Annotated in this window: 24 protein-coding genes and 1 pseudogene; 8 read left to right on the forward strand and 17 right to left on the reverse strand. The window is 67.3% G+C overall.

Going from position 1 to position 25,895, the window contains the following annotated elements; translation table 11 throughout:
- Nucleotides 1–124 precede the first annotated feature (124 nt).
- The 6 genes from SZ55_RS10150 to pqqA are packed head-to-tail and all read right to left on the reverse strand — an operon-like array spanning nucleotide 125 to nucleotide 5,218.
- Nucleotides 125–1,984, reverse strand: coding sequence for a S9 family peptidase (locus tag SZ55_RS10150; RefSeq protein ID WP_044405133.1), 1,860 nt, complete (start codon nucleotides 1,982–1,984; stop codon nucleotides 125–127).
- Nucleotides 1,985–2,014: 30 nt separating this feature from the next.
- On the reverse strand, nucleotides 2,015–3,178 hold the full coding sequence (gene pqqE, locus SZ55_RS10155; RefSeq protein ID WP_044405136.1) for a pyrroloquinoline quinone biosynthesis protein PqqE: 1,164 nt from the start codon (nucleotides 3,176–3,178) through the stop codon (nucleotides 2,015–2,017).
- Complete coding sequence (pqqD, locus tag SZ55_RS10160; protein ID WP_044405139.1) at nucleotides 3,150–3,428, reverse strand: pyrroloquinoline quinone biosynthesis peptide chaperone PqqD; 279 nt, start codon at nucleotides 3,426–3,428, stop codon at nucleotides 3,150–3,152. Before pqqD ends, pqqE begins: the two co-directional genes overlap by 29 nt.
- Nucleotides 3,425–4,177, reverse strand: a complete 753-nt coding sequence (pqqC, locus tag SZ55_RS10165) for a pyrroloquinoline-quinone synthase PqqC (protein WP_044405142.1) — start codon at nucleotides 4,175–4,177, stop codon at nucleotides 3,425–3,427. The genes pqqD and pqqC overlap by 4 nt, the downstream gene beginning before the upstream one ends.
- 11 nt (nucleotides 4,178–4,188) lie before the next feature.
- Nucleotides 4,189–5,103: a pyrroloquinoline quinone biosynthesis protein PqqB gene (gene pqqB / locus SZ55_RS10170; RefSeq protein ID WP_044405145.1), complete on the reverse strand. Its 915-nt coding sequence runs from the start codon at nucleotides 5,101–5,103 to the stop codon at nucleotides 4,189–4,191.
- Between the two features lie 43 nt (nucleotides 5,104–5,146).
- Complete coding sequence (gene pqqA, locus SZ55_RS27370) at nucleotides 5,147–5,218, reverse strand: pyrroloquinoline quinone precursor peptide PqqA (protein ID WP_072432761.1); 72 nt, start codon at nucleotides 5,216–5,218, stop codon at nucleotides 5,147–5,149.
- Nucleotides 5,219–5,647: 429 nt separating this feature from the next.
- On the opposite strand from pqqA, the gene SZ55_RS10175 reads away from it, so the two are divergent.
- From SZ55_RS10175 to tyrS, 4 genes are all read left to right on the forward strand, one after another.
- Nucleotides 5,648–6,190: a PQQ-dependent catabolism-associated CXXCW motif protein gene (locus tag SZ55_RS10175; protein WP_044405148.1), complete on the forward strand. Its 543-nt coding sequence runs from the start codon at nucleotides 5,648–5,650 to the stop codon at nucleotides 6,188–6,190.
- A 41-nt stretch (nucleotides 6,191–6,231) separates the two neighbouring features.
- Complete coding sequence (locus SZ55_RS10180) at nucleotides 6,232–6,894, forward strand: response regulator transcription factor (protein ID WP_044405153.1); 663 nt, start codon at nucleotides 6,232–6,234, stop codon at nucleotides 6,892–6,894.
- Between the two features lie 25 nt (nucleotides 6,895–6,919).
- Nucleotides 6,920–7,762 carry an EamA family transporter gene (locus SZ55_RS10185; protein WP_044405156.1) on the forward strand — a complete coding sequence of 281 codons (843 nt, stop codon included), beginning with the start codon at nucleotides 6,920–6,922 and terminating at the stop codon, nucleotides 7,760–7,762.
- Between the two features lie 650 nt (nucleotides 7,763–8,412).
- A complete protein-coding gene (gene tyrS / locus SZ55_RS10190) occupies nucleotides 8,413–9,651 on the forward strand; it encodes a tyrosine--tRNA ligase (protein ID WP_044405159.1) in 1,239 nt (412 codons plus the stop codon).
- Nucleotides 9,652–9,702: 51 nt separating this feature from the next.
- Here tyrS and SZ55_RS28800 read toward each other — a convergent pair.
- The 4 genes and pseudogenes from SZ55_RS28800 to SZ55_RS27980 all read right to left on the reverse strand — a co-directional run.
- Nucleotides 9,703–10,659: pseudogene (locus SZ55_RS28800) on the reverse strand (methyl-accepting chemotaxis protein); the annotation flags it as partial.
- A gap of 126 nt (nucleotides 10,660–10,785) precedes the next feature.
- On the reverse strand, nucleotides 10,786–11,718 hold the full coding sequence (locus tag SZ55_RS10200) for a p-hydroxyphenylacetate 3-hydroxylase reductase component (RefSeq protein WP_044405162.1): 933 nt from the start codon (nucleotides 11,716–11,718) through the stop codon (nucleotides 10,786–10,788).
- Nucleotides 11,719–11,777: 59 nt separating this feature from the next.
- A complete protein-coding gene (locus SZ55_RS10205) occupies nucleotides 11,778–12,947 on the reverse strand; it encodes a p-hydroxyphenylacetate 3-hydroxylase oxygenase component (protein ID WP_044405165.1) in 1,170 nt (389 codons plus the stop codon).
- A gap of 870 nt (nucleotides 12,948–13,817) precedes the next feature.
- On the reverse strand, nucleotides 13,818–14,942 hold the full coding sequence (locus tag SZ55_RS27980) for a hypothetical protein (RefSeq protein ID WP_152644465.1): 1,125 nt from the start codon (nucleotides 14,940–14,942) through the stop codon (nucleotides 13,818–13,820).
- A 368-nt stretch (nucleotides 14,943–15,310) separates the two neighbouring features.
- Between SZ55_RS27980 and SZ55_RS10215 the strand changes: the two genes are divergently transcribed.
- Nucleotides 15,311–16,507 (forward strand): MFS transporter, encoded by a 1,197-nt coding sequence (locus SZ55_RS10215; protein WP_044405171.1) that lies wholly within the window; start codon nucleotides 15,311–15,313, stop codon nucleotides 16,505–16,507.
- Here SZ55_RS10215 and SZ55_RS10220 read toward each other — a convergent pair.
- Genes SZ55_RS10220 through SZ55_RS10235 form a run of 4 tightly spaced genes read right to left on the reverse strand, consistent with a single transcriptional unit; the run spans nucleotide 16,471 to nucleotide 20,591 of the window.
- The gene (locus tag SZ55_RS10220) at nucleotides 16,471–17,664 is read right to left on the reverse strand and encodes a Bcr/CflA family multidrug efflux MFS transporter (RefSeq protein ID WP_044405174.1); all 1,194 of its coding nucleotides are present in this window, start codon (nucleotides 17,662–17,664) and stop codon (nucleotides 16,471–16,473) included. The two genes, SZ55_RS10215 and SZ55_RS10220, sit on opposite strands and share 37 nt — an antisense overlap.
- Before the next feature lie 55 nt (nucleotides 17,665–17,719).
- A complete protein-coding gene (locus SZ55_RS10225) occupies nucleotides 17,720–19,042 on the reverse strand; it encodes a TRAP transporter large permease (RefSeq protein ID WP_044405176.1) in 1,323 nt (440 codons plus the stop codon).
- A complete protein-coding gene (locus SZ55_RS10230; RefSeq protein WP_044405178.1) occupies nucleotides 19,039–19,563 on the reverse strand; it encodes a TRAP transporter small permease in 525 nt (174 codons plus the stop codon). Before SZ55_RS10230 ends, SZ55_RS10225 begins: the two co-directional genes overlap by 4 nt.
- A 5-nt stretch (nucleotides 19,564–19,568) precedes the next feature.
- Nucleotides 19,569–20,591, reverse strand: coding sequence for a TRAP transporter substrate-binding protein (locus tag SZ55_RS10235; RefSeq protein WP_044405181.1), 1,023 nt, complete (start codon nucleotides 20,589–20,591; stop codon nucleotides 19,569–19,571).
- Nucleotides 20,592–20,905: 314 nt separating this feature from the next.
- Here SZ55_RS10235 and SZ55_RS10240 point away from each other — a divergent pair, with 314 nt between their 5' ends.
- A complete protein-coding gene (locus SZ55_RS10240) occupies nucleotides 20,906–22,168 on the forward strand; it encodes an OprD family porin (RefSeq protein ID WP_044405184.1) in 1,263 nt (420 codons plus the stop codon).
- Nucleotides 22,169–22,266: 98 nt separating this feature from the next.
- Here the strand turns inward: SZ55_RS10240 and SZ55_RS10245 are convergent, their stop codons facing one another.
- From SZ55_RS10245 to hpaR, 3 genes are read right to left on the reverse strand one after another with little or no spacing between them, the layout of a single operon-like run.
- On the reverse strand, nucleotides 22,267–22,770 hold the full coding sequence (locus SZ55_RS10245) for an AAA family ATPase (RefSeq protein WP_044405231.1): 504 nt from the start codon (nucleotides 22,768–22,770) through the stop codon (nucleotides 22,267–22,269).
- Nucleotides 22,771–22,777: 7 nt separating this feature from the next.
- Nucleotides 22,778–23,677, reverse strand: a complete 900-nt coding sequence (gene hpaA / locus SZ55_RS10250) for a 4-hydroxyphenylacetate catabolism regulatory protein HpaA (RefSeq protein WP_044405187.1) — start codon at nucleotides 23,675–23,677, stop codon at nucleotides 22,778–22,780.
- Nucleotides 23,678–23,697: 20 nt separating this feature from the next.
- On the reverse strand, nucleotides 23,698–24,120 hold the full coding sequence (hpaR, locus tag SZ55_RS10255; RefSeq protein WP_044405190.1) for a homoprotocatechuate degradation operon regulator HpaR: 423 nt from the start codon (nucleotides 24,118–24,120) through the stop codon (nucleotides 23,698–23,700).
- A 332-nt stretch (nucleotides 24,121–24,452) separates the two neighbouring features.
- Between hpaR and SZ55_RS10260 the strand changes: the two genes are divergently transcribed.
- Both SZ55_RS10260 and SZ55_RS10265 read left to right on the forward strand, forming a co-directional pair.
- Nucleotides 24,453–25,109 (forward strand): fumarylacetoacetate hydrolase family protein, encoded by a 657-nt coding sequence (locus SZ55_RS10260; protein WP_044405193.1) that lies wholly within the window; start codon nucleotides 24,453–24,455, stop codon nucleotides 25,107–25,109.
- Nucleotides 25,110–25,119: 10 nt separating this feature from the next.
- Nucleotides 25,120–25,890 carry a fumarylacetoacetate hydrolase family protein gene (locus SZ55_RS10265; RefSeq protein WP_044405195.1) on the forward strand — a complete coding sequence of 257 codons (771 nt, stop codon included), beginning with the start codon at nucleotides 25,120–25,122 and terminating at the stop codon, nucleotides 25,888–25,890.
- Nucleotides 25,891–25,895 lie beyond the last annotated feature (5 nt).

Genomic DNA, 25,895 nt, shown 5'->3' on the forward strand with positions numbered 1-25,895 from the left:
TTCTTGTTGTTATGGAATGGGCTAGCAGACTACTGCAAAAGATAACGTTTTCAATCCGACCATCGGGTGTTGGCCTGCATGAAAACCAGGCACCGCTCTCATAACGACGCGCTTTCTGCCGTCTTTACAGCCAACGCCGATAGAACCCGTACTCCGCCTCCAGCGCATGGGCCAGGTTGGCGGCCTGGCGGAAGCCGTGGCCTTCCTCCGGGTAGAGGTGCACCTGGGCCTCGCGGCCGAGGCGCTGCAGGGCGTCGGCCATGGCCCGGGTCTGCTCCGGCACCACCACCACGTCGCGGCCGCCCTGGAAGAACAGCACCGGCGCGCGGATCGCCTCCGGGTGCAGGGCCGGGCTGCGGGCGTGGTAGCGGGCGGCATCGCGCACGGGGTCGCCGATCAGCCAGTCGAGGTAGTCGGCCTCGAACTTGTGGGTCACCCGGCGTAGCGCCAGGGGCTCGCTGACGCCATAGAGGCTGGTGCCGGCGCGGAACGGCGTGTCCCCGACCAGGGCCAGCAGGGTGGTGAAGCCGCCGGCGCTGGCGCCACGGATGAACGCCCGCGCCGGGTCGATGCACCCGAGCCCGGCCAGGTGGGCGACCACCGCCCGCGCATCTGCCACGTCCACCTCCCCCCAACGCCCCTGCAACCCCTGCCGGTAGGCACGGCCATAACCGCTGCTGCCCCGGTAGTTGAGGTCGAACACGGCAAAACCACGCTGGGTCCAGAACAGGATGCGCGGGTCGAACTGCGGGTAGCAGGCCGAGGTCGGCCCGCCATGGACGAACACCAGCAGCGGCGGCCGCTCGCCCGCCGGGCCCTCGCAGGCCGGGTTGCACGGTGGGTAGAAGAAGCCGTGGGCCGGCTCGCCACCGCTGGCGAAGGTGATGGCCTCGGGCCTGGGCACGGCCTCGGCCGGCAAGGGCCGCTCGCCCCCGGCCAGCACCTGCACCTCGCCCCCGATTCGGTCCACCGCCAGCACCGCCGGTGACCGGTCCGGTGCATGGGCGATGCAATAGAAGGCCCGCGCATCCGCCGCCAGCGCACGGAAGCGGGTCCACTCCGGGGCCAGGCGCCGCTCGGCGTGGCCCTGCTGCTCCACCAGGTGGCCGAAGCCGCCTTCGAAGCGGCTCAGCAGCAGTTGGCCGGGCGCCAGCGACAGCCAGGTGCACAGCCCCAGCTGCCAGGGTGCCGGCGCGTGGTCCAGTCGCGCGCAGCCCGGCAGCGGCAGCCAGCCATCGGCCGTCTCGCCCCAGGGGCGCCAGGCCCCGTCGCGGTCGCTGAGGCAGAGCAGGCGCCGCCGGGCGTCGAAGCGCGGTTGCTGCAGGGATTCGCCACCGCCCTCCCCCGCCACCACGCGCGGCGCCGACCAGCCGCCCGTGGCCTCGCGCCAGGCGCAGCACAGGCGGGTGCTGGTCCAGGGCTGGGCGGGCCGGTCCCACTCGATCCAGGCCAGGCGCAGGCCGTCCTCGGAGAGGGTCGGCGCGGCGTAGAAGTCGGCCCCCTCGGCCACCACCCGGCGCTGGCCGTCGCCCAGGTCGAGGCTGACCAGGCGGTTGCGCACCGGCCCATCACCGTGCTGCTCCTCCACCGCCAGCACTGCCCGGCCCTGGCGGTCGAAGGCCAGGTCCCCCAGGCGGCTGCCCGGCGCGCCGACAAGGCACAGCGGGTCGCCATCGAGGGGCTGCAGCCAGAGCTGCTGGTCGGCCTCGTCGACAAAGGCCACGGCGCCGTCCAGCACACAGAAGGCGCCCCCGCCGTACTCGTGCACGCGGCTGCGCACCGACTGCCCCGGCGGGGTCAGGCAGCGGGGCGCGCCGCCCTGCCACAACCACAGGGTGGTGCGCGCATCGCGCGGGTCGAAACGGCTCCACAGCAGCCCCTCGGGCGCGACGCGCAGCTCGCCGAAATCACAGCTGGCGGTGGCCGCATCGATCGCGCTGAAGGTGCTCGGCCAGGTCCCGAAAGGCAGGGCAGTTGACGGCATGACGGCCTCCGTTCAGGGCCTCGGCAAGGGTCACGCCTTGGCGATCAGCCGGGCGTTGGCCGGGTTGCGGAACACCAGAGCATCCAGCCCGCCGGGCGCCTCCTCGGCCTGGCGGCGGGCGTCGAGGATGAGGCCGTGGTGCTTCGACTTGCTGCACACCGGGTCGGCATTGCTGGCATCCCCGGTGAGCATGAAGGCCTGGCAGCGGCAGCCGCCGAAGTCGCGGTCCTTTTCGTCGCAGGAACGGCACGGCTCGGGCATCCAGGCATCGCCGCGAAAGCGGTTGAAGCCGAAGGACTCCTGCCAGATGTGGCGGATGCTGTGTTCACGCACGTTGGGGAACTGCACCGGCAATTGCCGGGCGCTGTGGCAGGGCAGCGCGGTGCCGTCGGGGGTGATGTCGAGGAACAGGTTGCCCCAGCCGTTCATGCAGGCCTTGGGGCGCTCCTCGTAGTAGTCCGGGGTGACGAAGATCAGCTTGCAGGGGTGGTTCTCGGCCGCCAGTTTTTCCCGGTAGGCGTGGGTCACCGCCTCGGCACGGGCCAGTTGCTCACGGGTCGGCAGCAGGCCGGCGCGGTTCAGCTCGGCCCAGCCGTAGAACTGGCAGGTGGCGAGCTCGACGTAGTCCGCCTCCAGCGCCAGGCACAGGTCGATGATGCGTTCGATGTGGTCGATGTTGTGCCGGTGGGTGACGAAGTTGAGCACCATCGGGTAGCCCGCCGCCTTCACCGCCCGGGCCATGGCCAGCTTCTGGGCGAAGGCCTTGCGCGAGCCGGCCAGCAGGTTGTTCACCGCCTCGTCGGCGGCCTGGAAGCTGACCTGGATATGGTCCAGCCCCGCCTCGGCGAATTCGGCGATGCGCGCCTCGGTGAGGCCGATGCCGGAGGTGATGAGGTTGGTGTAGTAACCCAAGCCGCGCGCCGCGCGGATCAGCTCGGCCAGGTCCTGGCGCACCAGCGGCTCGCCGCCGGAAAACCCCAGCTGCGCCGCGCCCAGCTCACGGGCCTGGCGGAACACCTCGATCCACTCGGCGGTGCTCAGCTCCTCGCCCTGGCGGTCGAAGTCCAGGGGGTTGGAGCAATAGGGGCACTGCAGCGGGCAGCGGTACGTCAGCTCCGCGAGCAGCCACAGGGGMGGGCCGGGCGGGCTGGCCGTGCCGAGCGATTCAACGCAGCTCGATCCAGAACTGAGCACTGGCCACCTCCATGAAGGCGAGGATGTCCTCGTCCAGCCCCGGCACGCCGGGGAAGCGCTCGGCGAGCTGGTCGATGATGGTGGCGACGCTGCGCTGGCCGTCCACCTGTTCGAGGATCAGCCCGGCGCTCTCGTTGAGCTTCACCATGCCTTCCGGGTAGAGCAGCACGTGGCAGCCCTGGGCCGGCTCGAACTGGAAGCGGAAGCCCCGGCGCAGGGCCGGTACGCGGATGCGCAGGTCCTCGCTCATAGCCCCAGCCCCCGGTGCCAGACCCGCTCGCGGGTCACCGTGTGGTAGGGCGGGCGCTCCAGCTCGTAGGCCATGCTCATGGCGTCGAGCATGCTCCACAGCACATCGAGCTTGAACTGCAGGATCTCCAGCATCCGCGCCTGCTGCTCCGCCGTGCGGTAGTGCGCGAGGGTGATGCGCAGGCCGTGCTCCATGTCGCGCCGGGCCTGGGACAAGCGCGAGCGGAAGTAGTCGTAGCCGGCCGGGTCGATCCACGGGTAGTGGGTGGGCCAGGCGTCGAGGCGCGACTGGTGGATCTGCGGCGCGAAGAGTTCGGTCAGCGAGCTGCTGGCCGCCTCCTGCCAGCTGGCGCGGCGGGCGAAGTTGACGTAGGCGTCCACGGCGAAACGCACCCCCGGCAGCACCAGCTCCTGGGACAGCACCTGCTCGCGATCCAGCCCCACCGCCTCGGCCAGGCGCAGCCAGGCCTCGATGCCGCCGGCCTCGCCCGGTGCGCCGTCGTGGTCCTGGATGCGCTGGATCCACTCGCGGCGGGTGTCGCGGTCCGGGCAGTTGGCGAGGATCGCCGCATCCTTCAGCGGGATGCACACCTGGTAGTAGAAGCGGTTGGCCACCCAGCCCTGGATCTGCTCGCGGCTGGCGCGGCCCTCGTACATGGCGACGTGGAACGGGTGGTGGATGTGGTAGCAGGCGCCCTTGGCGCGCAGGGCCTGCTCGAATGCCGCCGGGGTCATGGCGTGCTGGCTCATGGGCAAGGCTCCTATAGCCGGATGTCCATTCCGTCCCGCGCCACCTCGATGCCATGGCGGGCCAGTTCGGCCCGCTCGGCGGAGCCGGCGTCGAGGATGGGGTTGGTGTTGTTGATGTGGATGAGCACCTTGCGCGGGCCGGGGATGCCGTCCAGCACCTCGATCATGCCGCCCGGCCCGCTCTGGGGCAGGTGGCCCATCTCGCTGCCGAGCTTGTCGCCCACCTCGCACAGGCGCATCTCGTCATCGCGCCAGAGCGTGCCGTCCACCAGCAGGCAATCGGCGCGGCGCATCCAGCCCAGCAGGGCCTCGTCCACCTGCCCCAGGCCCGGCGCGTAGAACAGCGAGCCGCCGCTGCGCAGGTCCTCGATGAACAGGCCGATGTTGTCCCCCGGGTGCGGGTTGCCCCGGTGCGGCGAATAGGGTGGCGCGCTGCTGCGCAGGGGGATGGCGGTGAAGCGCAGCCCCGGGCAGGCGGGGATGACGAAGGCTTCACCGTCCAGCGCAATGGGGTTCCAGACCAGGCCGCCGTTCCAGTGCCGGAGCATCTCGAACAGCGGGAAGCCCCGGGTCAGGTCCTGGTGGACCATCTCGGTGCACCAGACCGCGTGCGGGCAGCCCTCGCGCAGGCTGAGCAGGCCGGTGACGTGGTCGACCTGGCTGTCCATCAGCAGCACCGCCGCGATGCCGGTATCCCGCAGGCGGCGGGCCGGGCGCAGCGGCGCGAAGGACTCGATCTGCGCGCGGATGTCGGGCGAGGCGTTGCACAGCACCCAGTTCACCCCGTCGTCGCTCAGGGCGATGGACGACTGGGTGCGCGCCTCGGCGTCGAGGGTGCCGGCCCGCAGGCCGGCGCAGTTGCGGCAGTGGCAGTTCCACTGCGGGAATCCGCCGCCAGCGGCGGACCCGAGAATGCGGATATGCATGGGAGAACCCCCAGAACGCCCCGGCGAACCGGGGCGCTTCGGATCAGCGGTTGGCGAAGTACAGCGTCACTTCGAAGCCAATGCGCAGGTCGGTAAAGGCGGGTTTGGTCCACATGGGTCGATCCTCTTCTTATTGGGGGCCGGAGCATTCCGGCGCCTCGAGTTAAACACCGGCCCGGAGGGCTCCGAATGCTACTTTCGACGGAGTTCCGGTCCTGATTTGGTAGGGGTCGGCGAGCCCCTGCGCACCGGCCGATCGGGTGACCGAACCCGCCACGGCAAGGCGCCGCGTGCCCTACCCGGGATTGGAGGGCCCGAGCCCGCCCCGGGTTCGAAGAAAACGGCGACCGGTGCCCAGCCCTCTCTGACCAGGCCCGACCCGCAGCCCGCCAAGCCCCGATAGATGGGGCCTTGCCCCGCCCCAGCCGCCGACCATGGGGCCCCGCTCTACTACTTTGGTACTGCTTCAATCCGTAGAACGTAGGATTTGCAAGGCTCCCGCCCTGGCATGTAATGGGCCGACAAGAACAATGAGAACCTCGCCATGCGCCTCATCCAGAAGGCCCTGCTGCTCTGCCTGCTGTCCGTCCCTGCCTGGGCGGCAGACACCACCGCCCCGCTGTTCTCCCCGGACGGCTACCGCATCACCCAGTACCGCAGCCCCACCCCGGCCCGGCACGAGCAGGCCCGCACCCTCGATACCGAGGGCCTGCGCCAGTTGCTGGCCCGCGAGCCGCGTACCCGCCTGGTGGACGTCTACCGGCGCACCTGGCTGAACGAGCGCTTCATCCCCGACGAGGTCCACGCCAACCTGCCCGGCAGCCTGTGGCTGGCCAACACCGGCGACGGCGCCCTGGCCCCGGACTGGCAGGCCTACTTCAGCCGCAACCTCGAGCGCATCAGCCAGGGCGACAAGAACTGGCCCCTGGTGTTCTACTGCCGCTCCGATTGCTGGCTGGGCTGGAACGCCGCCCGCCGCGCCCACGCACTGGGCTACCGCAACCTCTACTGGTACCGTGACGGCATCGACGCCTGGCAGCAGGCCGGCCTGCCGCTGACACCGGCCGAACCGCAGCCCTTCCCCTGATCGCCGTCCACCCACAACCACAACAACGAGGTGACCTGGCCATGTACAAGATCCTGATCGCCGACGATCACCCCCTGTTCCGCGAAGCCATCCACAACGTCATCAGCGACGGCTTCCCCGACAGCGAAGTCATGGAGACCGCCGACCTGGACAGCGCCCTCGGCCTGACCCAGGAGCACGACGACCTCGACCTCATCCTGCTCGACCTGAACATGCCCGGCATGCACGGCCTCAACGGCCTGATCAACCTGCGCAACGAGGCGCCGACCATCCCGGTGGTGATCGTCTCCGCCGAGCAGGACAAGCAGGTGGTGCTGCAGGCCATCACCTACGGCGCGGTGGGTTTCATCACCAAGTCCTCGCCGCGCGCGCAGATGACCGAGGCCATCGAGCAGATCCTCAACGGCAACGTCTACCTGCCCTCGGACATCATCCGCACCCAGAAGGCCGCGCCGCGCCGGGGCCAGGACGAGCACGCCATCCCGCCGGAGCTGCTGCAGGCGCTGACCCGCAAGCAGCTGCTGGTGCTGGAGCGCATGACCAAGGGCGAATCCAACAAGCAGATCGCCTACAACCTGGACATCGCCGAGACCACGGTGAAGGCCCACGTCTCGGCCATCCTGCGCAAGCTCAACGTGCACAACCGGGTGCAAGCGATCCTCTGCGCCAGCGACATCGACTTCTCGGCCTACCTGCGCCGCTGACCACGGCGCCCACGCCCGGAGGCCCATGCCCGCTCCACGCATCCTGCTGCTCACCGCCCTGGCCATGCTGGCCTTCGCCGGCAACTCGCTGCTCTGTCGCCTGGCCCTCAAGCACACCGCCGTGGACGCGGTGAGCTTCACCGTACTGCGCCTGGTGGCCGGTGCCCTGGTGCTCGGCCTGCTGCTGCGCCTGCGCCGCCCGCCCCTGGCCCCCAGCGGCAACTGGCGGGCCGCCACTGCGCTGTTCGTCTACGCCGCCGCCTTCTCCTACGCCTACCTGCACCTGGATGCGGGCAGCGGCGCACTGCTGCTGTTCGGCGCGGTGCAGCTGAGCATGGGCGCGGTGGGCCTGCTACGTGGCGAACGCCTGGGGCCGCTGCAAAGCCTCGGCTTCCTGCTGGCCGGCGGCGGGCTGGTGGTCCTGTTGCTGCCCGGCGCCAGCGCCCCGCCCCTGGGCGGCGCCCTGCTGATGCTGCTGGCAGGCCTGGCCTGGGGCGCCTACACCCTGCTCGGCCGCCAGGCCGGCCCGCCGCTGGCGGCCACGGCGGGCAACTTCATCCGCGCCCTGCCCCTGGCCGGGCTGTTGCTGCTGCCCTTCCTCGGCCAGTTGAGCTGGGACGGCCCGGGCCTGGCCTATGCGCTGCTCTCCGGCGCGCTCACCTCCGGCATCGGCTACGCCATCTGGTACAGCGCCCTCCCCGGTCTGGGCGCCCTGCAGGCCGCCAGCGTGCAGCTGAGCGTCCCGGTCCTGGCCGCCCTCGGGGGCGCCCTGCTGCTGGGGGAAGCCATCAGCCTGCGCCTGGCGCTGGTGTCGGTGGCGGTGCTGGGTGGCATCGCACTGGTGCTGCGGGGGCGGTTCCGGACTTAGACCCAAGGTCGTTTTCAAGAGAGCCGCCCACAACACAGGGTGACGTGAAACATGGCAATCACGGCTCATCACATAAAAAGCAGTGTGTTGAGGTATGTGCGGTAACGGATTCGGCGCCAGGCTGATTATCGAGTTCTGCTGGTGTTTTCTGTTTCGCCCTCCCGGGCGAGCCCCTTTTGGCAGTCGCCCCAAAAGGGGCCAAAAGGGCTTGCCCCTGCATACGGGTCCCGCTACGCGGGACTTCCCTCGCTCCATCGTTGTTCCAGGGGCCCGCGCTGACGGGCCATCCATGGCCCAACAGCGCTCTCGCGACATCCATGTCGCTCAACCCCTTGCACGACGATTCCGCTCAGCCTCCTGAAGGGGCGCTATCCCTGCACGCCCCATCGGCTTCACTGGAGATAACGCAGTGGGCATTTCGATCCGAGATAAAAAGCGCCGCAGAAAGAACCCATTCCATGATCCACCCCGCATTGACGCGGCCTTTCATGTCGCTAGAATGCGCGACCATGAATACGTTAACGATCCGCCTCGCGGCCGCCTATTACGCCTACCCGACTCCTGATTCCAGGCGGTAGCCGCGTGCTCATCCGATCCGCCTGAGGCGGCTCGGAATCCCCGGTCTCCTCGGGCCCAACCAAGGAGACACCATGAACACCACCCCCGACCTCCTCGCCCTGCTGCAAGCCCGCGGCTTCGTGCACCAGTGCACCGACCTGGAAGGCCTGCGCCAGCACCTCGCCCAGGGCCCGGTCAGCCTCTACCTGGGCTTCGACGCCACCGCGGACAGCCTCCACGTCGGCCACCTGCAGGGCCTGATGCTGATGCGCTGGATGCAGCGCTTCGGCCACCACCCGATCCTGCTGATCGGCGGGGCCACCACGCGCATCGGCGATCCCAGCTTCCGTGACGAGAGCCGGCCGATGCTGAACGAGGCGCAGATCCAGGCGAACATCGCCGGCATCACCTCCGCCTTCGGCCGCTACGTCGACCTCGACGCCCCCGGCGCGCGGGTGGTGGACAACGCCGAGTGGCTCGACGGCATCGGCTACCTGGCCTTCCTCAACCAGGTGGGGCGGCATTTCTCGGTCAACCGCCTGCTGACCTTCGACGCGGTGCGCCAGCGCCTGGACCGCGAGCACTCGCTGTCCTTCCAGGAGTTCGGCTACACCCTGCTGCAGGCCCACGACTTCACCGAGCTGGCGCGCCGGCATGGCTGCACCCTGCAGCTGGGCGGTGCGGACCAGTGGGCGAACATCATCAACGGCGTGGAGCTGGGGCGCCGCCAGGGCACCGCGCCGCTCTACGGGCTGACCATGCCGCTGCTGACCACCAGCGACGGGCGCAAGATGGGCAAGTCCGCCAATGGCGCGGTGTGGCTCAACGCCGACCGCCTGGCGCCCTATGCCTTCTGGCAGTTCTGGCGCAACTGCGACGACCGCGATGTGGCCCGCTTCCTGGCCCTGTTCACCGAACTGGAGCTGGACGAGATCGCCCGCCTGGCAGCGCTCAAGGGCGCCGAGCTGAACGCTGCCAAGGTGGTGCTGGCCAACCACGCCACCGCCCTGGCCCACGGCGAGGCGGCGGCCCGTGAGGCGGAGGCCACGGCAGCGGCGCTGTTCGGCGGCGGCCAGGGCGACCTGGCGGCGGTGCAGCTGGAGCTGTCGGCCGAGGCGCTGGCGCGGGGCGCGACGCTGATCGACCTGTTGCTGGATGCCGGCCTGCAGCCCTCCCGTGGCGCGGCCCGGCGCCTGGCCGCCGGCGGTGGCGTGCGCCTGGACGGGGTGGAGGTGCGCGACCTCGACGCGCCGCTGCCGGCCGAGGCCCAGGGCTGGACCCTGAGCCTGGGCAAGAAGCGCCACTACGCGATCCGCGTGACCCGGGGCTGAGGCTCAGGCCGGGGCGCTCTCCGGCGCCTCGGCCTCGCGGGCCTGGGCGTCGAGCATGGCCTGGATCTCCTGGGTGGCCTGGCGGGTGTTGCCGGCGAGCTTCTTCACCTCGTCGGCGACCACCGAGAAGCCCCGGCCGACATCACCGGCCCGCGCGGCTTCGATGGCGGCATTCAGGGCCAGCAGGTTGGTCTGCTCGGCGATGCCCTTGATCACCCCCACCACCTGGGCGATCTGCCCGTAGGCCTGCTGGTTTCGCCGCTGGCGCTGCTCGTGGGCCAGGTGCAGGGCGCGCTCGTCGCTGATGTCGCGCACGGCGCCGATCACCCGGTACAGCCGGCCGCCTTCGTCGCGCACCGCACGCCCGCGCTCGCGGCACCAGATGTAGCCGCGCTGGCGATGACGCATGCGGTACTCCACCACGTATTCGCCGCTGCCGGCGGGGTCGGCGATCTCCCGCTCGAACAGCCCCAGCACCCGGGGCAGGTCCTCGGGGTGGGTGATGCCCACCTGGCTGTCCCAGCCATCGGGCAGTTCGTCCGGGCGGTAGCCGAGCACGGCGCGGAACTGGTTGGAGATGCGCATCAGGCTGTGGGGGTCGTCGAGGCGCCCGTTGGCCACCTGCAGGTCCCAGCAGCCCTCGGTGAGGGTGGCGCGGGTCTGCTCCCAGACATGGGTTTCCAGCGCCCAGTCGCGCTGGGCCTGGGCCCAGTGCCGGCGTTCGGCGTCGAAGGCCTGGAGGGTGTCGGCCTGCTGCCCTTCGAGCTGGGTGAGCTGCCGCGCAAGATCGGCAAGGCGGGCCCGGTCGGCCGCATGCTCGCGCTGGCAGCGCGCCAGGTCGGCACCCAGGCGCTGCGCCTCCAGCAGGGCCTGGCGCAGGGCCTCCAGGGGTTCGGCGAGTGCGCGGTCGTGGAGTTGGGCGGGCGTTTGGCCGGGGTCGGCAAGCACCTGCCGCAGCAGGGTGTCGAGTTGGCGGACCCAGTCCTTTCGGGTGTCGCGGAACAGCATGCATCCTCCCGGGCGCCGCCCCGGCGAGGAAGGTGGGAAGGGCGACGTGCCGGGCACTCTAGGAAAGCCGCCGGGCAGGGTCTTGCACGACCCTGCCCGGCGCTTGACCGAGCCTGCCGGCACGGATCAGGCGGCGATGATGGCCTTGAGCACGCTGCGGAAGGTCTCCACCTGTTCGGCGCTGAACTGGCTGAAGACGCTGTCCTGCTGCTCCTGGGCGATGCTCCAGAGCGCTTCGGCCTGCTCCACGCCCAGCGGCGTGAGGGCGTAGCTGCCGCTCTGCTCTACCACCATGTCCTTGCGCCGGAGGATGGCAGCCGCTTCCTCGATCTCGCGCCTGGGCATCGCCACTTCGCGCTGCAGGCCGCACTCGTCGAGGCCGGCGTCGTTCTCCAGCACCATCAGCATGCGCGCCTCGCTGGTGCGCAGGCCGGTGGACAGCTGGCGCGGCTGGTAGGCGGCCTGGTAGCTGCGCAGGGCCTGGGTCATGAGGTAGTAGAGGTTGTGCCGCAGGCGACCCTGGAAGGCGCTGGTGGCGGGGCGCTCCTCTTCCTTGCGGGTCATCCGCGCATGGGGCAGGACCATGGAATAGGCGCCCTGGTGGTAGAGCAGCGGGGAGCGGCCGAAGTCGTCGAAGGCCACCACCTTGCCGATCAGGATCCAGTGGTCGCCGCCCTCGATCTGCGCCCACTTCTCGCACTGGAAGCGCGCCGAGCAGTCGGCGAACAGCGGGGAGCCGCCAAGGCCGACCTCGTGCTCGAAGCCGGCGAACTTGTCGTCCTTGGAGCGGGCGAAGCGGTTGGACAGGTCGATCTGGTCGGCGGCGAGGATGTTCACCGCGAAGTGGCTGGCCGCCTCGAACACCGGCAGGCTGCCGGAGCGCTTGTCGATGCTCCAGAGGATCAGCGGCGGGTCGAGGGACACGGAGTTGAAGCTGTTGGCGGTGACGCCGGCCTTCTCGCCCGAGGCGGTGGCGGCGGTGACGATGGTCACGCCGGTGGCGAAGTTGCCCAGCGCGCGACGGAAGTCGCGCGGGTCGAAGCACGCTTGGGTAGTCATAGTCGTCTCGCTGGCCGCCCTGCTGGCGAGGGCGGCGTTCTTGTTATCGGGTGGCGGGGTCAGACCATGCTCGGGTCCGGCTCCAGCCCCATCAGCTCACGGCCGAGGATCTGCGCGCAGACGTCGTAGTCGGTGTAGGCGTGGGCGCCGGTCATGTGCGAGTCACGGAACAGGCGCTGCATCTCGTTGCCCTCGAACCAGGCGGTGCCGCCGGCGGCTTCGAACAGGCGGTCCACGGCCTGGATGCACATCTTCACGGCGTAGGCCTGGTTGGTGCGCCAGTAGGCCAGGGTCTCGCGGCTCGGGTACTCGTGGCGCTCGCCGTGGGCGGCGTGGTCCTGCCAGGTCTTCTCCAGGAAGGCGCGGGCGGCGGCCACCTGGTGGGTCGACTCGGCCAGGCGCATCAGTGCCGGGGTGGCGGTGCCGACGCTGGCGCCGGTGTAGGCCCGCACGCGGTTTCTGGTCTTTTCCTTGAAGGCCTCCAGCATGCGCTCGGCGATGCCCAGGCTGATGGAGGCGAAGCCGCTGGCGAAGTACGGGCGGTACGGGGTGTAGAAGATCTTGCTGTCGGGGTACAGGCCGAAGCCGGCGGAGCGGCCTTCCATCATGTCCTTGGCGGCCTGGATGCGGTGGTTGGGGACGAAGGCGTCCTTGATCACCAGGGTCTTGGTGCCGCTGCCGCGCATGCCGGCGGCGAACCAGTCGTCACGGATCTCGTAGTCGCTGCGCGGCAGCACGGCGAAGCAGTAGACCAGCTCACCCTCGGCGTTCTGCCGGCGGCAGCCGACGATGGCCCACTCGGCGTGGTCGCAACCGCTGCTCCAGCCCATCTCGCCGTTGAAGCGCACGCCGCCGTCCACTTCCTCGATGCGGCCGAAGGGGGCGATGGAGCTGCTGGCGGTGGCGTCCGGGTCCTTGCCCCAGATTTCGTCCTGCAGTTGCTTGGGGAACATCGCCAGCTGGTGGCTGTGGGTGCACAGCAGGCTGAAGGCCCAGGCGGTGCTGGCACAGGCGCCGGCCAGGGCGATGACGCACTCGGTGAATTCCGGCAGGGAGATCTCCAGGCCACCGTAAGCGCGGGGCTGGAAGGCGCGGTGCATGCCGATGCCCTTGAGCATGGCGATGTTCTCGGCGGGGACCATGCGATCACGCTCGGCCTGGGCGGCATTGGCGGCGATGGCGGGGAGAATTTCCCGCAGTGCGTCGAGCAGGGGATTTGTCTTTTTCATCTGGAGGCCCTGGTTATTGTTGGTCGCAGGCAGGCGCTACCGCGAACGCTCCGGAACACCCGGCATGCGTGACATACGGTCTAACTACCCGGTGGGTTTCGGGCACATTATGAAGATATGAACGATCCCCCTGAATGGACGTTCCACAGGGTCGATTGTACTTTCCATGGGATTTCCGCGATTTCATGCCCGGCTTTCCAAGCGCTGCCGACGCCCGTTAGGGGCGCTACCCTGTCAATGACTTAAACCGTGCCTTTCTCGGTGGAATACCAAGCAACACATCAAACACCCCAGACGCAAATGAATCAGTCACTCAATCACAACAAGAGCGCGCAACATGTAACCCAACAAAATCTGGAGGGAATTTCACCCTAACGGCGTGCCCCAAAATATACTCGACACGCTAGAACACAAAACCTCTCCCGCCCCACCCTTAATACACAAGCAGCTCCCCATGCCAATCAATTGATTATTATGATTCGTCAAACTTTGAGCGCCACACTCAACCACCTCCTCGCCTCAATACGTATTTAAGCCATATTTCCTGATGCTTCTATCTATATGATGAAGCTCGCCATCACCAAGCACTACCTGCTCATACAAAACATACAGCTCACCCCCATCATAATCGAAGACACACTGCCGAAAATTCCGCCTTGAGCAAGTCGAAAAACACAGCGCTTACTAGGAATTCCGACTATCTCGCTACCACCAATCTACTCATTCAACGGCTTAAAAAGATGCTCTTCAAGCTTCAGGTAAGGCGCCCCAACTTGTCTGCACGAAGCGAAAAACTACATTCCTTACCCTAATACCCACTGCCATATCAAGCCCCAACAGACTTAATAAAATTATTTATCACCACTACACTCAAGCAGGACGATACGGAGAAACATAAGACTTCTTCCACTTATAGCAGGCAATATGACCACCAATTTGCGAATAAACCAGCCAACCCTCTCCAGCCTGAATATTTTTACATGGTAGGCGACTTGCTGCCTCCCACAAATCCTCACCTGTATATCTGTCCCAAGCCACAGGCCTATCATTTTTCACACCAAAAATCACATCTCCACTAATACACGAGCCGCTGAAATTGACATTAAGAGGATACAACTTGGCCCACCGAACCTCCCCTTGTTTTATGGCAATACAAATAGCACCCCTGGAGAAGCTAAGCACAACGTCCTCATCACCAAAATTGATAGCACTCAGAGATAAATTCGAGAAGACCAAACCCGCATCAGTCAATTTCTCAGCAACCAACTCCTCGCGCGAATACTCAATCCTTCTAACAACAGCAAGATCATTAACATCAATAACAACAATCAGCCCCGCACAATGCACCAAAACGAGATCGCCTCGCGCAGAATACTTTACTTCCTCTTGAGCATTACGCGCTCCTAGCAAATCTGAAAGGCTCAATTCAAGAACAACAGCTTCTTTCTCTAACGAATATATAACGAAGCTTGAATCTGCTTTAACTCCACAACAAAGCCCTGACCCAAAGCTACAAGCATCCTTAAGATCCAAATCAAGATGACCGACCACATCCCAACCATCAATATCCACAACATCAAACCCCTTATCGGGCGCTTCAAGAAAATCAACGGCGCGGTAAAATTTTCTCCCATAAAAAAAATTAAACGAGTACCCTCCCCACCGATTGAGCGCGATATAATCCCCCGTTTCCATATACACTGGAGATAAATCACTCTTCCTAAAAACCCCTCCCAAACCTCCGCTCACACCAAGGTAGTCCCCATAATCGTGCAAGGTACTAGCCCACCTCGCGTTATTCACATCAACATAAGAAACCTCTTCAGAACCAGCAAACTCATCAAGATTTATTCGCCTCAAACAATTCATTAAACCATCATCACAGCGGCGCTCATACCACACATAAAGAACGCGACCATCTAAAAAACAACTAGCATAATCGCAATTTTTCTCAGCCAATCGAAACTCTACTTTCTTATTTGGTATACCACCCATATCACCCTCTCTATTTATTCAGCGGCTCAACCAGCAAAGACCCAACATTAAAAGCAATATCCTTGTCACAATCAAAGACCGGATCAACCTTTACAGACACCATGATTTCCCTGCACACATCCCTGATCGCTCTAATTCGATCAGTTACATATAGAATATTAACGGGGCCGTCCGCCCCATGGAAAGCAGCCCCGTCCACTCATAATGTAGAACCGACTTACCCTCTGGCCGTTTCCCATCACGTGCGGCATTCATCCTTAGATATCCGCTTAAACATTGCAGCCTCTCCATACACCCCTCTAATATTACTAGCATTCGCAGCGACCAGTTGATTGAATGTTTTAACTCTACTTTCATCAGGCAAATATATGACCTGGCCCACCGCCCTGCGTGCCCTGCGCCACCGCAACTTCCGCCTGTACTTCTTCGGCCATGCCGTTTCCACCCTGGGCACCTGGATCCAGCAGGTGGCGCTGGCCTGGCTGGTGTACCGCCTTACCGGCTCCTCGGCGCTGCTGGGGCTGGTGACCTTCGTGGCGCTGCTGCCGCAGTTGCTGGTGGGCCCGCTGGCCGGCGCCTGGATCGACCGGCACGACAAGCGCCGCCTGCTGATCGCGGTGGAGGCGCTGCTCGGGGTGCAGGCCGCCACCCTGGCGGCGCTGACCGCCAGCGGCCTGATCGGGCCGGGGCTGATCGTGTTCATGGCCGGGCTGCTGGGGGTGCTCAACGCGGTGGACACGCCGCTGCGCCAGTCGCTGCTCAGCCGCTTCGTCGACGAGCGCGAGGACCTGGCCAACGCCCTGGCACTGAACGCCATGCTCTTCACCCTCGCCCGCTTCGTCGGCCCGCCCCTGGCCGGGCTGCTGATGGGGGTGGTCAGCGAGGCGCTGTGCTTCGCCCTCAACGCCCTCTCCTACGGCGCGCTGATGCTGGGCCTGTGGTGGGTGCGCATGGGGCCGATCCCGCGGGCCAGCGGCTCGTTCCGCAACGTGTTCGGCGAAGGGGTGGCCTATGCACGGGGCACGCCGGCGGTGAAGGCGATGATGCTCAGCGTGATGGCGGTCAACCTCACCGCCTCCAGCTACGTGGTGCTGCTGCCGGTGTTCGCCAAGGACATCTTCGCCGGTGATGCCACCACCCTCGGCTGGCTCTGGGGCGCTGCCGGGCTCGGCTCGCTGGCCTCCAGCGTGCTGCTGGCCAGCCACCGGGCGCCGAGCGCCCTGCCCCGGGTCATCCTCGCCTCGGCGGCGGCCAGCGGGTTGGCCATGCTGGTGTTCGCCTGGAGCACGCAGCTGTGGCTGTCGCTGGTGGCGATGGCGGTGCTGGGCTTTGGCATCTCCAGCAGCAACGTCGGCACCAACATCGTGCTGCAGAGTTCGGCCCCGGAGACCCTGCGCGGGCGGGTGGTGTCGCTGTACACCTCGGTGCGCTTCGGCTTCGACGCCATCGGCGGGCTGCTCGCCGGCCTGCTGGCGGCGCAGCTGGGCGCGCCGCCGGTGCTGGCCGCAGCCGGCGTGCTGTTGCTGCTCTATTGCCTGTGGGATGCGCGCCGGGCCAGCCGGTAGGCCAGCAGGCAACCGATGCCGGTGGCGCCGATCACCAGGCACATGGGCAGCGGGGTGCCGTCGTACAGGGCGCTGACCAGCGCGCTGCAGGCGGTGCCCAGGCCGAACTGGGTGGCCACCGCCAACCCGGCCGCCGCGCCGGCCTGCCCCGGGTAGGCCGCCAGCAGGCAGGCCAGGCAGTTGGCGCCGAGCAACCCGGTGACGCTGACGTATGCCACCACGCAGGCCACCACCATCGGCAACCCGCCGACCCCGGCGAGCCCCACGCCGGCCAGGGCCAGCCCGGCCACGGCGGCCACGGCGGTGCCCCAGGCCAGCATGCGCTCGGGCGACACGCGCCCCACCAGCCGGGCATTCAGGAAGGTGGCGACGATGATGCCGGCGATGTTCAGCCCGAACAGCCAGGCATAGCCCAGGGGCGAGACGCCGAAGTAGCCGATGTAGACGAAGGGCGAGGCGGTGATGAAGGCGAACATGCCGGCGAAGCACAGGCCCATGCAGAAGATGTAGCCCAGCGCCAGCGGCTGCAGCGCCATGCGCCCGTAGGCGCGAAAGGCCTCGCCCAGGGTGCGGCCACGGGCCTCCGGCAGGTGCGTCTCGGGGATCTTCCAGGCGGTGGCCAGCAGGCACAGCCCGGCGAACACCATCAGCACCACGAACAGCGAGCGCCAGCCGGCCATCAGCATCAGGTAGCCGCCCAGCAGCGGCGCCACCAGGGTGGCGAACATGGTCACCAGGTGCATCAGCGAGAGCACCCGCGCCGCGTCGCGCAGGGGGAACAGGTCCCGCACGATGGCCCGCGCCAGCACCGAGGCCGCGGCCCCGCCGAGGGCCTGCAGCAGGCGCCAGGCGATCAGTGCCTCGACGCCGCTGGCCAGCACGCAGCCGAGGCTGGCCACCAGGTACAAGGCGATGCCACCCAGCAGCAGGCGGCGCCGGCCGTAGCGGTCGGACAGCGGCCCGTAGGCGAGCATGCCCAGGCACAGCCCGGCGAGGAACACGCCGATGGTCAGCTGCACCGCCGACTCCGGCGCGCCCAGGTCGGCGGCGATGCGCGGCAGGCTCGGCAGGTACATGTCGATCGACAGCGGGGCGAAGGCCACCAGGGCGGCCAGCAGCACGATCAGGCGCTGGGGCTGGGCAACGGTCGGGGTCATGGGCGGGTTCCGCAGCGGCAGGAAGGAAACGGCCGCCCGCAGGCGGCCGGCTGGATCAGAGGCTGAGCAGCCACAGGCTGAGCCCGGGGAAGGCCACCAGCAGGGCGATGCGCACCAGGTCGGAACAGAGGAAGGGCACGATGCCCCGTGCCGTCTCGCCGTAGGGCACGTCGCCGGCGGCGCGCTGGACGATGAACAGGTTCATGCCCAGGGGCGGGTGGATCAGGCCGATCTCCACCACCATCAGCGCGAGGATGCCGAACCAGATGGACTTCTCCGTCTCGCCGAGGCCGAAGAAATCCAGGCCCATGATCATCGGGTAGAAGATCGGGATGGTCAGCAGGATCATCGCCAGCGAATCCATCACGCAGCCCAGCAGCAGGTACAGGGCGAGGATCAGGATCAGCACCAGCATCGGCGCCAGGCCGCTGCCGATCACCCAGGCCGCCAGCTCGCCGGGCATCTGGGTCAGCGCCAGGCCGGAGTTGAGCAGGTCGGCACCCAGCAGCACGAGGAAGATCATCGCGGTGGTCTCGGCGGTGCCCAGCAGGCTGGCGCGCAGCCCGCTCCAGCGCATGCCGCCCTGCAGCACGGCGAGCACGCCACAGGCGGCGGCGCCGATGGAGGCCGCCTCGGTGGGGTTGGCCCAGCCACCGTAGATGCCGACGATCACCACCAGGAACACGCCGATCACCGGGCTCACGCCCAGCAGCGCGCGCAGCCGCTCCGCCGTGCTGGCACGGGGGGAGACGGTGGCCTGGCTCTCGTCCCGCGCCACCATGATCCGCAGCACCAGCATGTAGCCGAGGATGGCGATCACCCCCGGCACGATGGCGGCGACGAACAGCTTGGCGATGGATTCCTGGGTCAGCACCGCGTAGATGATCAGCGGCACCGACGGCGGGATGAGGATGCCCAGGGTGCCACCCGCCGCCACCGTGGCGGTGGCCAGGCGCCCGGAATAGTTGTGCCGGCGCAGCTCCGGCAGAGCCACGTGGCTCATGGTGGCGGCAGTGGCCAGGGACGAGCCGCAGATGGCCCCGAAGCCGGCGCAGGCGCCGATGGCGGACAGGCCCATGCCGCCCTTCCAGTGGCCGATGAAGGCCGAGGCGCAGCGGAAGATGGCCCGCGACAGGCCGCCGTGGGTAGCGAACTGGCCCATCAGCACGAACAGCGGGATCACCGCCAGGTCGTAGTTGGACAGCCGCGAATAGGCTAGGTCGTTGAGGGTGAACAGCAGCGAGGACAGGTCACCGTCGTTGACCGCCCAGAAGCAGGCGGCGCCGCCCACCAGCATGGTGATGCCGATGTGTACCCGCAGCAGCAGGAGGCTCATGGTGATGGCGAGGGCGATCAGCCCGAGGGCGAGGCCGCTCATGCCGCACCCCCGCCACCCAGTACCCGCGCCGCTCGGGCCAGCGCGCACAGGGCGAGCAGGCCCAGGCTGGGCACGATCAGCGCCAGGGGGATCCACAGCGGCAGCGAGAGCAGCGTGGTGGCATCGCCGTATTCGCGGTTGTCGACCATCTGCAGCGCGGTGCGCCAGGCCAGCAGGCCGGCCGCGGCGGCACACAGCAGGTGGGCCAGGGTGTCCAGGCCACGGCGGATACCCGCCGGCAGCCAGTTGCTCAGGGCATCGACGCGGATGTGCATGCCGCGCAGCTCGCACAGCGGCAGGAAAGCGGCGATGGCGATGGCCGCGCCGACTTCCATCAGCTCCATGTCACCGCGCACCGGGGTGGAGAACAGCTTGCGGCCGATGATGGAGAGCATGGACATGCCCACCAGGGCGATCAGCACCAGGCCACCGGCCAGGGCGAAGGCCTCGGCCACCCGCAGCAGCCCCCGCTGCAGCGGACCGAGGTCCGCCGCCGGGGTGAAATCCAGGGATTCCTTCATGGTGCTTATCGGGCCTCGCTGGCGAGGGTGCGCACGCCGTCGACCAGGGCACGGCCGTCCAGGCCCTTGCCGTCGGCTTCGCTGATCCACTGCTCGACGGCGCCGGCCGAGGCCTTGCGCAGGGCTTCGTAGTCGGCCTCGGCGAAGGTCACCCGCGCGTCGGCCGGGGTGGCGGCGACGGCGGCATCGGTGGCCTTGTCCCAGGCGCTGGCGAAGCGTTCCGACAGGGCCTTGCCACTGTTGCGCTCGATGATGGCCTGCAGGTCCGGCGGCAGGCTGTCGAACTTGCGCGGGTTCATCAGCATCGCCAGCACGGTGTAGCCCACGGCGGGCTGCCCTTCCGGCACGTCGGTGTGGAACTGGGTCACTTCGTCGAGCTTGGTGGCGGGCACCACTTCCCAGGCGGCCAGGGCGCCATCCACCACGCCCTTGGAGATGGCTTCGGTCATCTGCGCCGGCGGCATGCTCACCGGGGTCGCGCCCAGGCTTTCGACGGTCTTGGCGGCGGTGCGGCTGGAAGCCCGCAGCTTCAGCCCGGCCAGGTCCGCCAGGGTCTTCACCGGCTGGCCACGGGTGTGCAGGCTCATGCCGCCGTCACCGTGGACCACCAGCACCTTGTAGCCCTTGAAGTCGTCCTTGGCGTAGCGCTCGTAGTAGTCCCAGATGATGGCGTTGCCCCGCGCGCCGCCGCTGGGCAGCACGAACGGCAGCTCCAGCGCCTCGACCCGGGGGAACTTGCCGGCGGAATAGGCCGGAGCGGTCCAGACGATGTCGGCCACGCCGTTGCGCGCCATGTCGGCAAGCTTGGCCGGCGTGCCGCCGAGCTGCATCGAGGGGTAGAGCTGGCAACGCAGGCGCCCGGCGGACTCCTCGGTCAGCTGCGCGCACCAGGGCTCGATGATGTTGGCCTGGGCGTTGGAGGTGGAAGGCAGGAAATGCGCCACCTTGAGGGTGATCACATCGGCGGCCTGGGCCAGGTGCGCCAGCGGCAGGGCCAGGCACAGGGTAGCGAGGGGAAGGATCTTCATCGGGGTGGCTCCTTGTTGTTCTTGTAGGGCGGGACGGGGAACGCAATTCCGTTAATAAGTTAATTTTATTGCACGCACTGTCAACACCTCTTCGCGTGGCCGCTGCGTCTCAGGCGGGCTTATCTCGCACCCTGAATTCAATTAAATCCATATAAATCAATTATTTAATAAACAATCCACACACAAAAAGGTCACCTACCCCACCAAGGTCGATCTCCAGCTGTATTGTTAAAATATTAACTAAATGCCTAGAGTATGCCCGCCATCGCCCACCCGACGGCGATGGTTTCCCCTCAATCCTGGAGACAAGAACAATGATCAGGACCCCGAAACCGCTGGCACTCGCCTGCCTGCTGGGCCCCGCGCTGGGCCTCGGTGGCGTGGCACGGGCCGACTTCCTGGCCGACAGCAAGGCCAGCGTCGAAGCCCGCAACATGTACATGAACCGCGACTTCCGCCAGCACGGCGCCGCCCAGGCCAAGGCCGAAGAATGGGCCCAGGGCTTCACCCTGCGCTACGAGTCCGGCTTCACCGAAGGCACCGTCGGCTTCGGCCTGGATGCCATGGGCCAGACCGCCATCAAGCTCGACTCCGGCAAGGGCCGGCGCGGCACCGGCCTGCTGCCCTACGGCGCCCCGAGCCACGAGCCCGAGGACACCTACAGCGAGCTGGGCGTGACCGCCAAGCTGCGCCTGGCGCGCAGCGTGCTGAAGCTCGGCACCCTTCAGCCGCAGCTGCCGGTGGCCGCCTACAACGACGTGCGCCTGCTCTCCTCCACCTACTCCGGCGGCCTGCTGACCTCCCAGGACGTGGATGGGCTGACGCTGAACGTCGGCCGGCTGGAGAAGATCAACCTGCGTGACTCCTCCAGCAACGACGAGATGAACTACGGCGGCGTGGAAAGCGCGCACCTGGACCTGATCGGCGGCAGCTACGCGGTCAACCCGGGGCTGACCCTCAGCTACTACGCCGCGCAGATGGAGGACATCTACCGCCAGCACTTCGTCGGTCTGGTGCACAACGCCACCCTCGGCGACGGGGTGACGCTGAAGACCGACCTGCGCTACTTCGACACCGGCGAGCACGGCGACCACCGCTACCGCAGCGCCAAGCGGGTGGACGGCGGGCGCATCGACAACCGCTTCTTCAACGGCATGCTCACCCTCGGCATGGGCGCCCACAAGGTCGGCCTGGGCTACCAGAACCTCTCCGGCGACGGCGACTTCGCCTACCCGGGGCTGGACCCGTATTCGGTCAACCTGGTGACCTTCAACGTCTTCACCAAGGCCGAGACGGACGCCTGGCAGGCGCGCTACGACTTCGACTTCGCCGCCCTGGGCATCCCCGGCCTGAGCTTCATGACCCGCTACGTGAGCGGTGAACACGTGCAGACGGCCAGCGTGCGCAACGGCAAGGAGTGGGAGCGCGACACCGACCTGGCCTACGTCTTCCAGGACGGCCCGCTGAAGGGCTTCAACGTGCGCCTGCGCAACGCCACCTTCCGCTCCAGCAACGGGCTGACCACCGACGTGGACGAGAACCGGCTGATCCTCGGCTACACCCTGCCACTGTTCTGAGCCCCGTCGCGTCTCCCCGGTGGCCACACAGGCTGCCGGGGAGCCGGCATTCGGCGCGCCCCGGCGGTGGCTCGGTGCCGGCGTGAGCGTGGAGGGTTCTAGGCCGGAAGCGATAGGTGGGTGCGGATCGCCTCCAGCGCCGCGTCCACCGTCAGCCAGGCCGTGTCGACGGTGAAGGGCGGGCTGTCCCACGGGTCGAACGCGTGCCGCTGCACGGACGCCCAGGTGGGCGGCACCAGGCCCGGGATATCGCCCTGGCGCGTCTCGACCCGGCGCCGGTGCTCGGCCGCGTCACTGCAGATCACCCGCACGTCGCACAGCCTCGCGCCGGCGTCGGCTGCCACCTGTGCCCAGGCCTGGCGGCTCTCGGCCACCGGGTTGACGCAATCCACCACCACCCGATGCCCCAGCCGCAGGTTGCCCAGGGCCAGGCCGTTGGCCACGCGGTAGCCACTGGTGCCCACGTCGGCGGCGATGCCGGACTCGCGGATGGCCTGCTCGATCACGTCGAGCCGCAGGTACACGGCGCCCAGCTCGCGGGCCAGGCGCGATGCAAGCGTGGTCTTGCCGGTGCCCGGCAGACCCGTGAAGACGATCAGCACACTCATCTCATTCCGTCCCTCGGCTGCTGCGGTAGGCCCCCGGGGTCATCCCGGCGTGGCGGGTGAAGAAGCGACTGAAGTAGGCCGGGTCCTTGAAGCCCAGGCGGTAGCCGATGCCGTTCACCGACTCCCCGGTGAACAGCAGCAGGCGCCGCGCTTCCTGCATCAGCCGTTCGAACACCAGGCGCTTGGAGGGCATGCCGGCGATGCGTCGGCACACCTCGTTGAGCCGTGCCTCGGTCACGCCCAGGGCATCGGCGTACTGGCCCAGGCCCCAGTGATCGGGGTAGCGCCGTTCGATCAGCACGTTGAAGCGCTGGAAGATGTGCAGGTCCTCGCGGCGGGCCGGCTGGGCGGCCAGGGAGCGGCTGGAGAGGCGCAGCAGGCTGATGAAGATCAGCTCGGTCAGCGCTACCAGGCTCAGGGCGCGGCCCGGTCGGCTGTCGGCGAACTCCTGGCGCAGTTCGTCGAACAACAGGTTCAGGCGCGCCACCTCCCCTTCGTAGCGCGGCTCCAGCGCCCCCACCGACACGCACAACGGCGCGATGCGCGGGCCGCTGGCGAGCCCGGCGTGGGCCTCCAGCAGCGGCCACACCAGTTGCTGGCGCACGGTCAGCACATGGCCGTCGCTTTCCGCATCGGTGACGAAGGCGTGGGTGACGGTGGGCGGGGTGAGGAAGAACATCGGTCCTTCCTGGACGAAGCCCTCGTCGTCGAGAAACACCCGCACGGTGCCGCTCTTGACGTAGTGCACCTGGAAGAAGCGGTCGTGGCGGTGCACCGGCATGTTGCGGCCGAAGAAGTCGGCGAGCTTGCCGAGGGCCTCGTAGTGCACGTCGGCATCGGCGTAGCGCTGGTCGTAGACCTGGCCGATGTCGATGTTGGGGATGGGCGAGGACACCGCCATCGTGGCCGCCTCCGCGGGGCTCAGGGCTTGATCTGCTTCAGCTCGTTGAGCAGGTCCAGGAGCTGCTGCAGCTTGGCCTCGCCGAACTGCTGGTGGATCTTCTGGTAATTGCGCTCCATGCCATCGCTCATGGACACGAAGCACTGCTGGCCCTTCTCGGTCAGGCCGACGAAGACCCGGCGCTGGTCCTGGGCAGACTTCCAGCGGCGCACCACGCCATCACGCTCCAGGCGCGCCAGCACGCCGGTCATGCTCGGTTTGAGGATGCAGGCCTGCTGCGCCAGCTGGTGGCTTTCCATCTCGCCGGACTGGCGCAGGATGCGGATGACCCGCCACTGCTGCTCGGTCAGCCCGTGCTGGTTGAGCAGCGGCCTGAAGAAGGCCATGGCGGCCTCGCGGGCCTGCAACAGGGTCAGGGTCAGGGACGGTCGTGGGGTCGACATCAGGCGGTCTCGGTGGGAAGTGAAGGTGAAGAATTTAATCAACAACCGCCGAACCGAGGCAATTACCTTCCTGCTGCCACAGCCTGTAAGCCCCCGCCTGGCAACCCGGTGCAACTCGGTTTGGCAGCCAGCGACAAGTCCCGTTTGCCCTCCGCGCTTTAAATAGCCCCAGCCCGATCACACGACCAAGGCTTGATTGTCGTTAACATATTAACTATAAAAGTTAACCTGTTAATGAGTTAACGGTTTTCAGGTGCTGCGCTCCCACCGTCGAGCCCACCTGGTTTTTTCATCGGGGCCCTGCCCCACCTGCGTCAGGAGTGAACAGATCCATGCGTCGCGCCACTAGCGAAGTCGCCCAAGGCACCCTGTTCGGCGTCGCGCTGAACTACAGGGGGCTGCTGGAAAGCCGACTGCCCGAGTTCAACGAGCCGCCCTACCAGAAGCCCCCGGTCAAGCCGGTGCTCTTCATCAAGACCCCGAACACCCGCAACCACGACGGCGGTGCCGTGCCCTTCCCGGCCGGCGAGCGCCTGCAGCCGGGCCCGGCCCTGGGCGTGGTGATCGGCCGCGACGCCAGCCGCGTCAGCGCCGAGGACGCCCTGGCCCACGTGGCCGGCTACGTCATCGTCAACGAGTTCAGCCTGCCGGAAACGAGCTACTACCGCCCGGCGGTGAAAGCCAAGTGCCGCGACGGCTTCTGCGCCCTCTCCGACGAGCTGGTGCCGACCGAGAGCATCGGCAACCCGCACGCCCTGGGCATCCGCCTGCGGGTGAACGGCGAGCTGCGCCAGGAGAACAGCACCGCCAACCTGGTGCGCAGCATCCCCCAGCTGATCGCCGAGATCAGCGAGTTCATGACCCTGCACGAAGGCGACGTGCTGATCACCGGCACCCCGGAAGGCCGTGTCGACGTGCAGCCCGGCGATGAGGTGGTGGTGGAGATCGACGGCCTCGGCCGCCTCGCCAACACCGTGGTTGCGGAATAAGGAGCCCCTGATGAAACACGCACGTATCCGTTACCAGGGCGACATCCACGCCGTGACCGTCGAAGACGGCAACGCCGTCCGCCTCGCCGATGGCCGCCTGCTGGCCGAAGACCAGGTCGAGTGGCTGCCCCCGGCCACCGGCAGCATGTTCGCCCTCGGCCTGAACTACGCCGACCACGCCGCCGAGCTGGCCTTCAAGGCACCCACCGAGCCGCTGGCCTTCATCAAGTCCCCCGGCACCTACACCGGGCACAACCAGATCACCTGGCGCCCGGACAACGTCGCCTACATGCACTACGAGTGCGAACTGGTGGCGGTGATCGGCAAGCCCGCGCGCAACGTCAAGCGCGAGGACGCCCTGCAGTACCTGGCCGGCTACACCGTCTGCAACGACTACGCCATCCGCGACTTCCTTGAGAACTACTACCGCCCCAACCTGCGGGTGAAGAACCGCGACTGCACCACCCCGGTCGGCCCCTGGATCGTCGACGCCGCCGACGTGCCGGACCCGTCGAAGCTCAGGCTGCGCACCTGGATCAACGGCGAGCTGAAGCAGGAAGGCACCACCGCCGACATGATCTTCGACATCCCCTACCTGATCGAATACTTCTCCAGCTTCATGACCCTGCAGCCGGGCGACATGATCGCCACCGGCACGCCGGAGGGCCTGGCCGACGTGGTGCCGGGCGATGAAGTGGTGGTGGAAGTGGAAGGCGTCGGCCGCCTGGTCAACCGAATCGTCAGCGAAGCCGAGTTCTTCGCCCGCAAACAAGAGGCATGAGCAGC

This window comes from Pseudomonas sp. FeS53a (assembly GCF_000931385.1).
Classification (GTDB): Bacteria; Pseudomonadota; Gammaproteobacteria; order Pseudomonadales; family Pseudomonadaceae; genus Metapseudomonas; species Metapseudomonas otitidis.

Coding starts and splice junctions, on each gene's coding strand:
- SZ55_RS10200 (WP_044405162.1), bottom strand. CDS start 11,718: ATGACTACCCAAGCGTGCTTCGACCCGCGCGACTTCCGTCGCGCGCTG.
- SZ55_RS10260 (WP_044405193.1), top strand. CDS start 24,453: ATGCGTCGCGCCACTAGCGAAGTCGCCCAAGGCACCCTGTTCGGCGTC.
- SZ55_RS27980 (WP_152644465.1), bottom strand. CDS start 14,942: ATGGGTGGTATACCAAATAAGAAAGTAGAGTTTCGATTGGCTGAGAAA.
- SZ55_RS10225 (WP_044405176.1), bottom strand. CDS start 19,042: ATGAGCGGCCTCGCCCTCGGGCTGATCGCCCTCGCCATCACCATGAGC.
- tyrS (WP_044405159.1), top strand. CDS start 8,413: ATGAACACCACCCCCGACCTCCTCGCCCTGCTGCAAGCCCGCGGCTTC.
- SZ55_RS10220 (WP_044405174.1), bottom strand. CDS start 17,664: ATGACCCCGACCGTTGCCCAGCCCCAGCGCCTGATCGTGCTGCTGGCC.
- SZ55_RS10180 (WP_044405153.1), top strand. CDS start 6,232: ATGTACAAGATCCTGATCGCCGACGATCACCCCCTGTTCCGCGAAGCC.
- hpaA (WP_044405187.1), bottom strand. CDS start 23,677: ATGGCGGTGTCCTCGCCCATCCCCAACATCGACATCGGCCAGGTCTAC.
- SZ55_RS10235 (WP_044405181.1), bottom strand. CDS start 20,591: ATGAAGATCCTTCCCCTCGCTACCCTGTGCCTGGCCCTGCCGCTGGCG.
- SZ55_RS10205 (WP_044405165.1), bottom strand. CDS start 12,947: ATGAAAAAGACAAATCCCCTGCTCGACGCACTGCGGGAAATTCTCCCC.
- pqqB (WP_044405145.1), bottom strand. CDS start 5,103: ATGCATATCCGCATTCTCGGGTCCGCCGCTGGCGGCGGATTCCCGCAG.
- SZ55_RS10265 (WP_044405195.1), top strand. CDS start 25,120: ATGAAACACGCACGTATCCGTTACCAGGGCGACATCCACGCCGTGACC.
- hpaR (WP_044405190.1), bottom strand. CDS start 24,120: ATGTCGACCCCACGACCGTCCCTGACCCTGACCCTGTTGCAGGCCCGC.
- pqqD (WP_044405139.1), bottom strand. CDS start 3,428: ATGAGCGAGGACCTGCGCATCCGCGTACCGGCCCTGCGCCGGGGCTTC.
- pqqC (WP_044405142.1), bottom strand. CDS start 4,177: ATGAGCCAGCACGCCATGACCCCGGCGGCATTCGAGCAGGCCCTGCGC.
- SZ55_RS10185 (WP_044405156.1), top strand. CDS start 6,920: ATGCCCGCTCCACGCATCCTGCTGCTCACCGCCCTGGCCATGCTGGCC.
- SZ55_RS10175 (WP_044405148.1), top strand. CDS start 5,648: ATGCGCCTCATCCAGAAGGCCCTGCTGCTCTGCCTGCTGTCCGTCCCT.
- SZ55_RS10230 (WP_044405178.1), bottom strand. CDS start 19,563: ATGAAGGAATCCCTGGATTTCACCCCGGCGGCGGACCTCGGTCCGCTG.
- SZ55_RS10150 (WP_044405133.1), bottom strand. CDS start 1,984: ATGCCGTCAACTGCCCTGCCTTTCGGGACCTGGCCGAGCACCTTCAGC.
- SZ55_RS10240 (WP_044405184.1), top strand. CDS start 20,906: ATGATCAGGACCCCGAAACCGCTGGCACTCGCCTGCCTGCTGGGCCCC.
- SZ55_RS10215 (WP_044405171.1), top strand. CDS start 15,311: ATGACCTGGCCCACCGCCCTGCGTGCCCTGCGCCACCGCAACTTCCGC.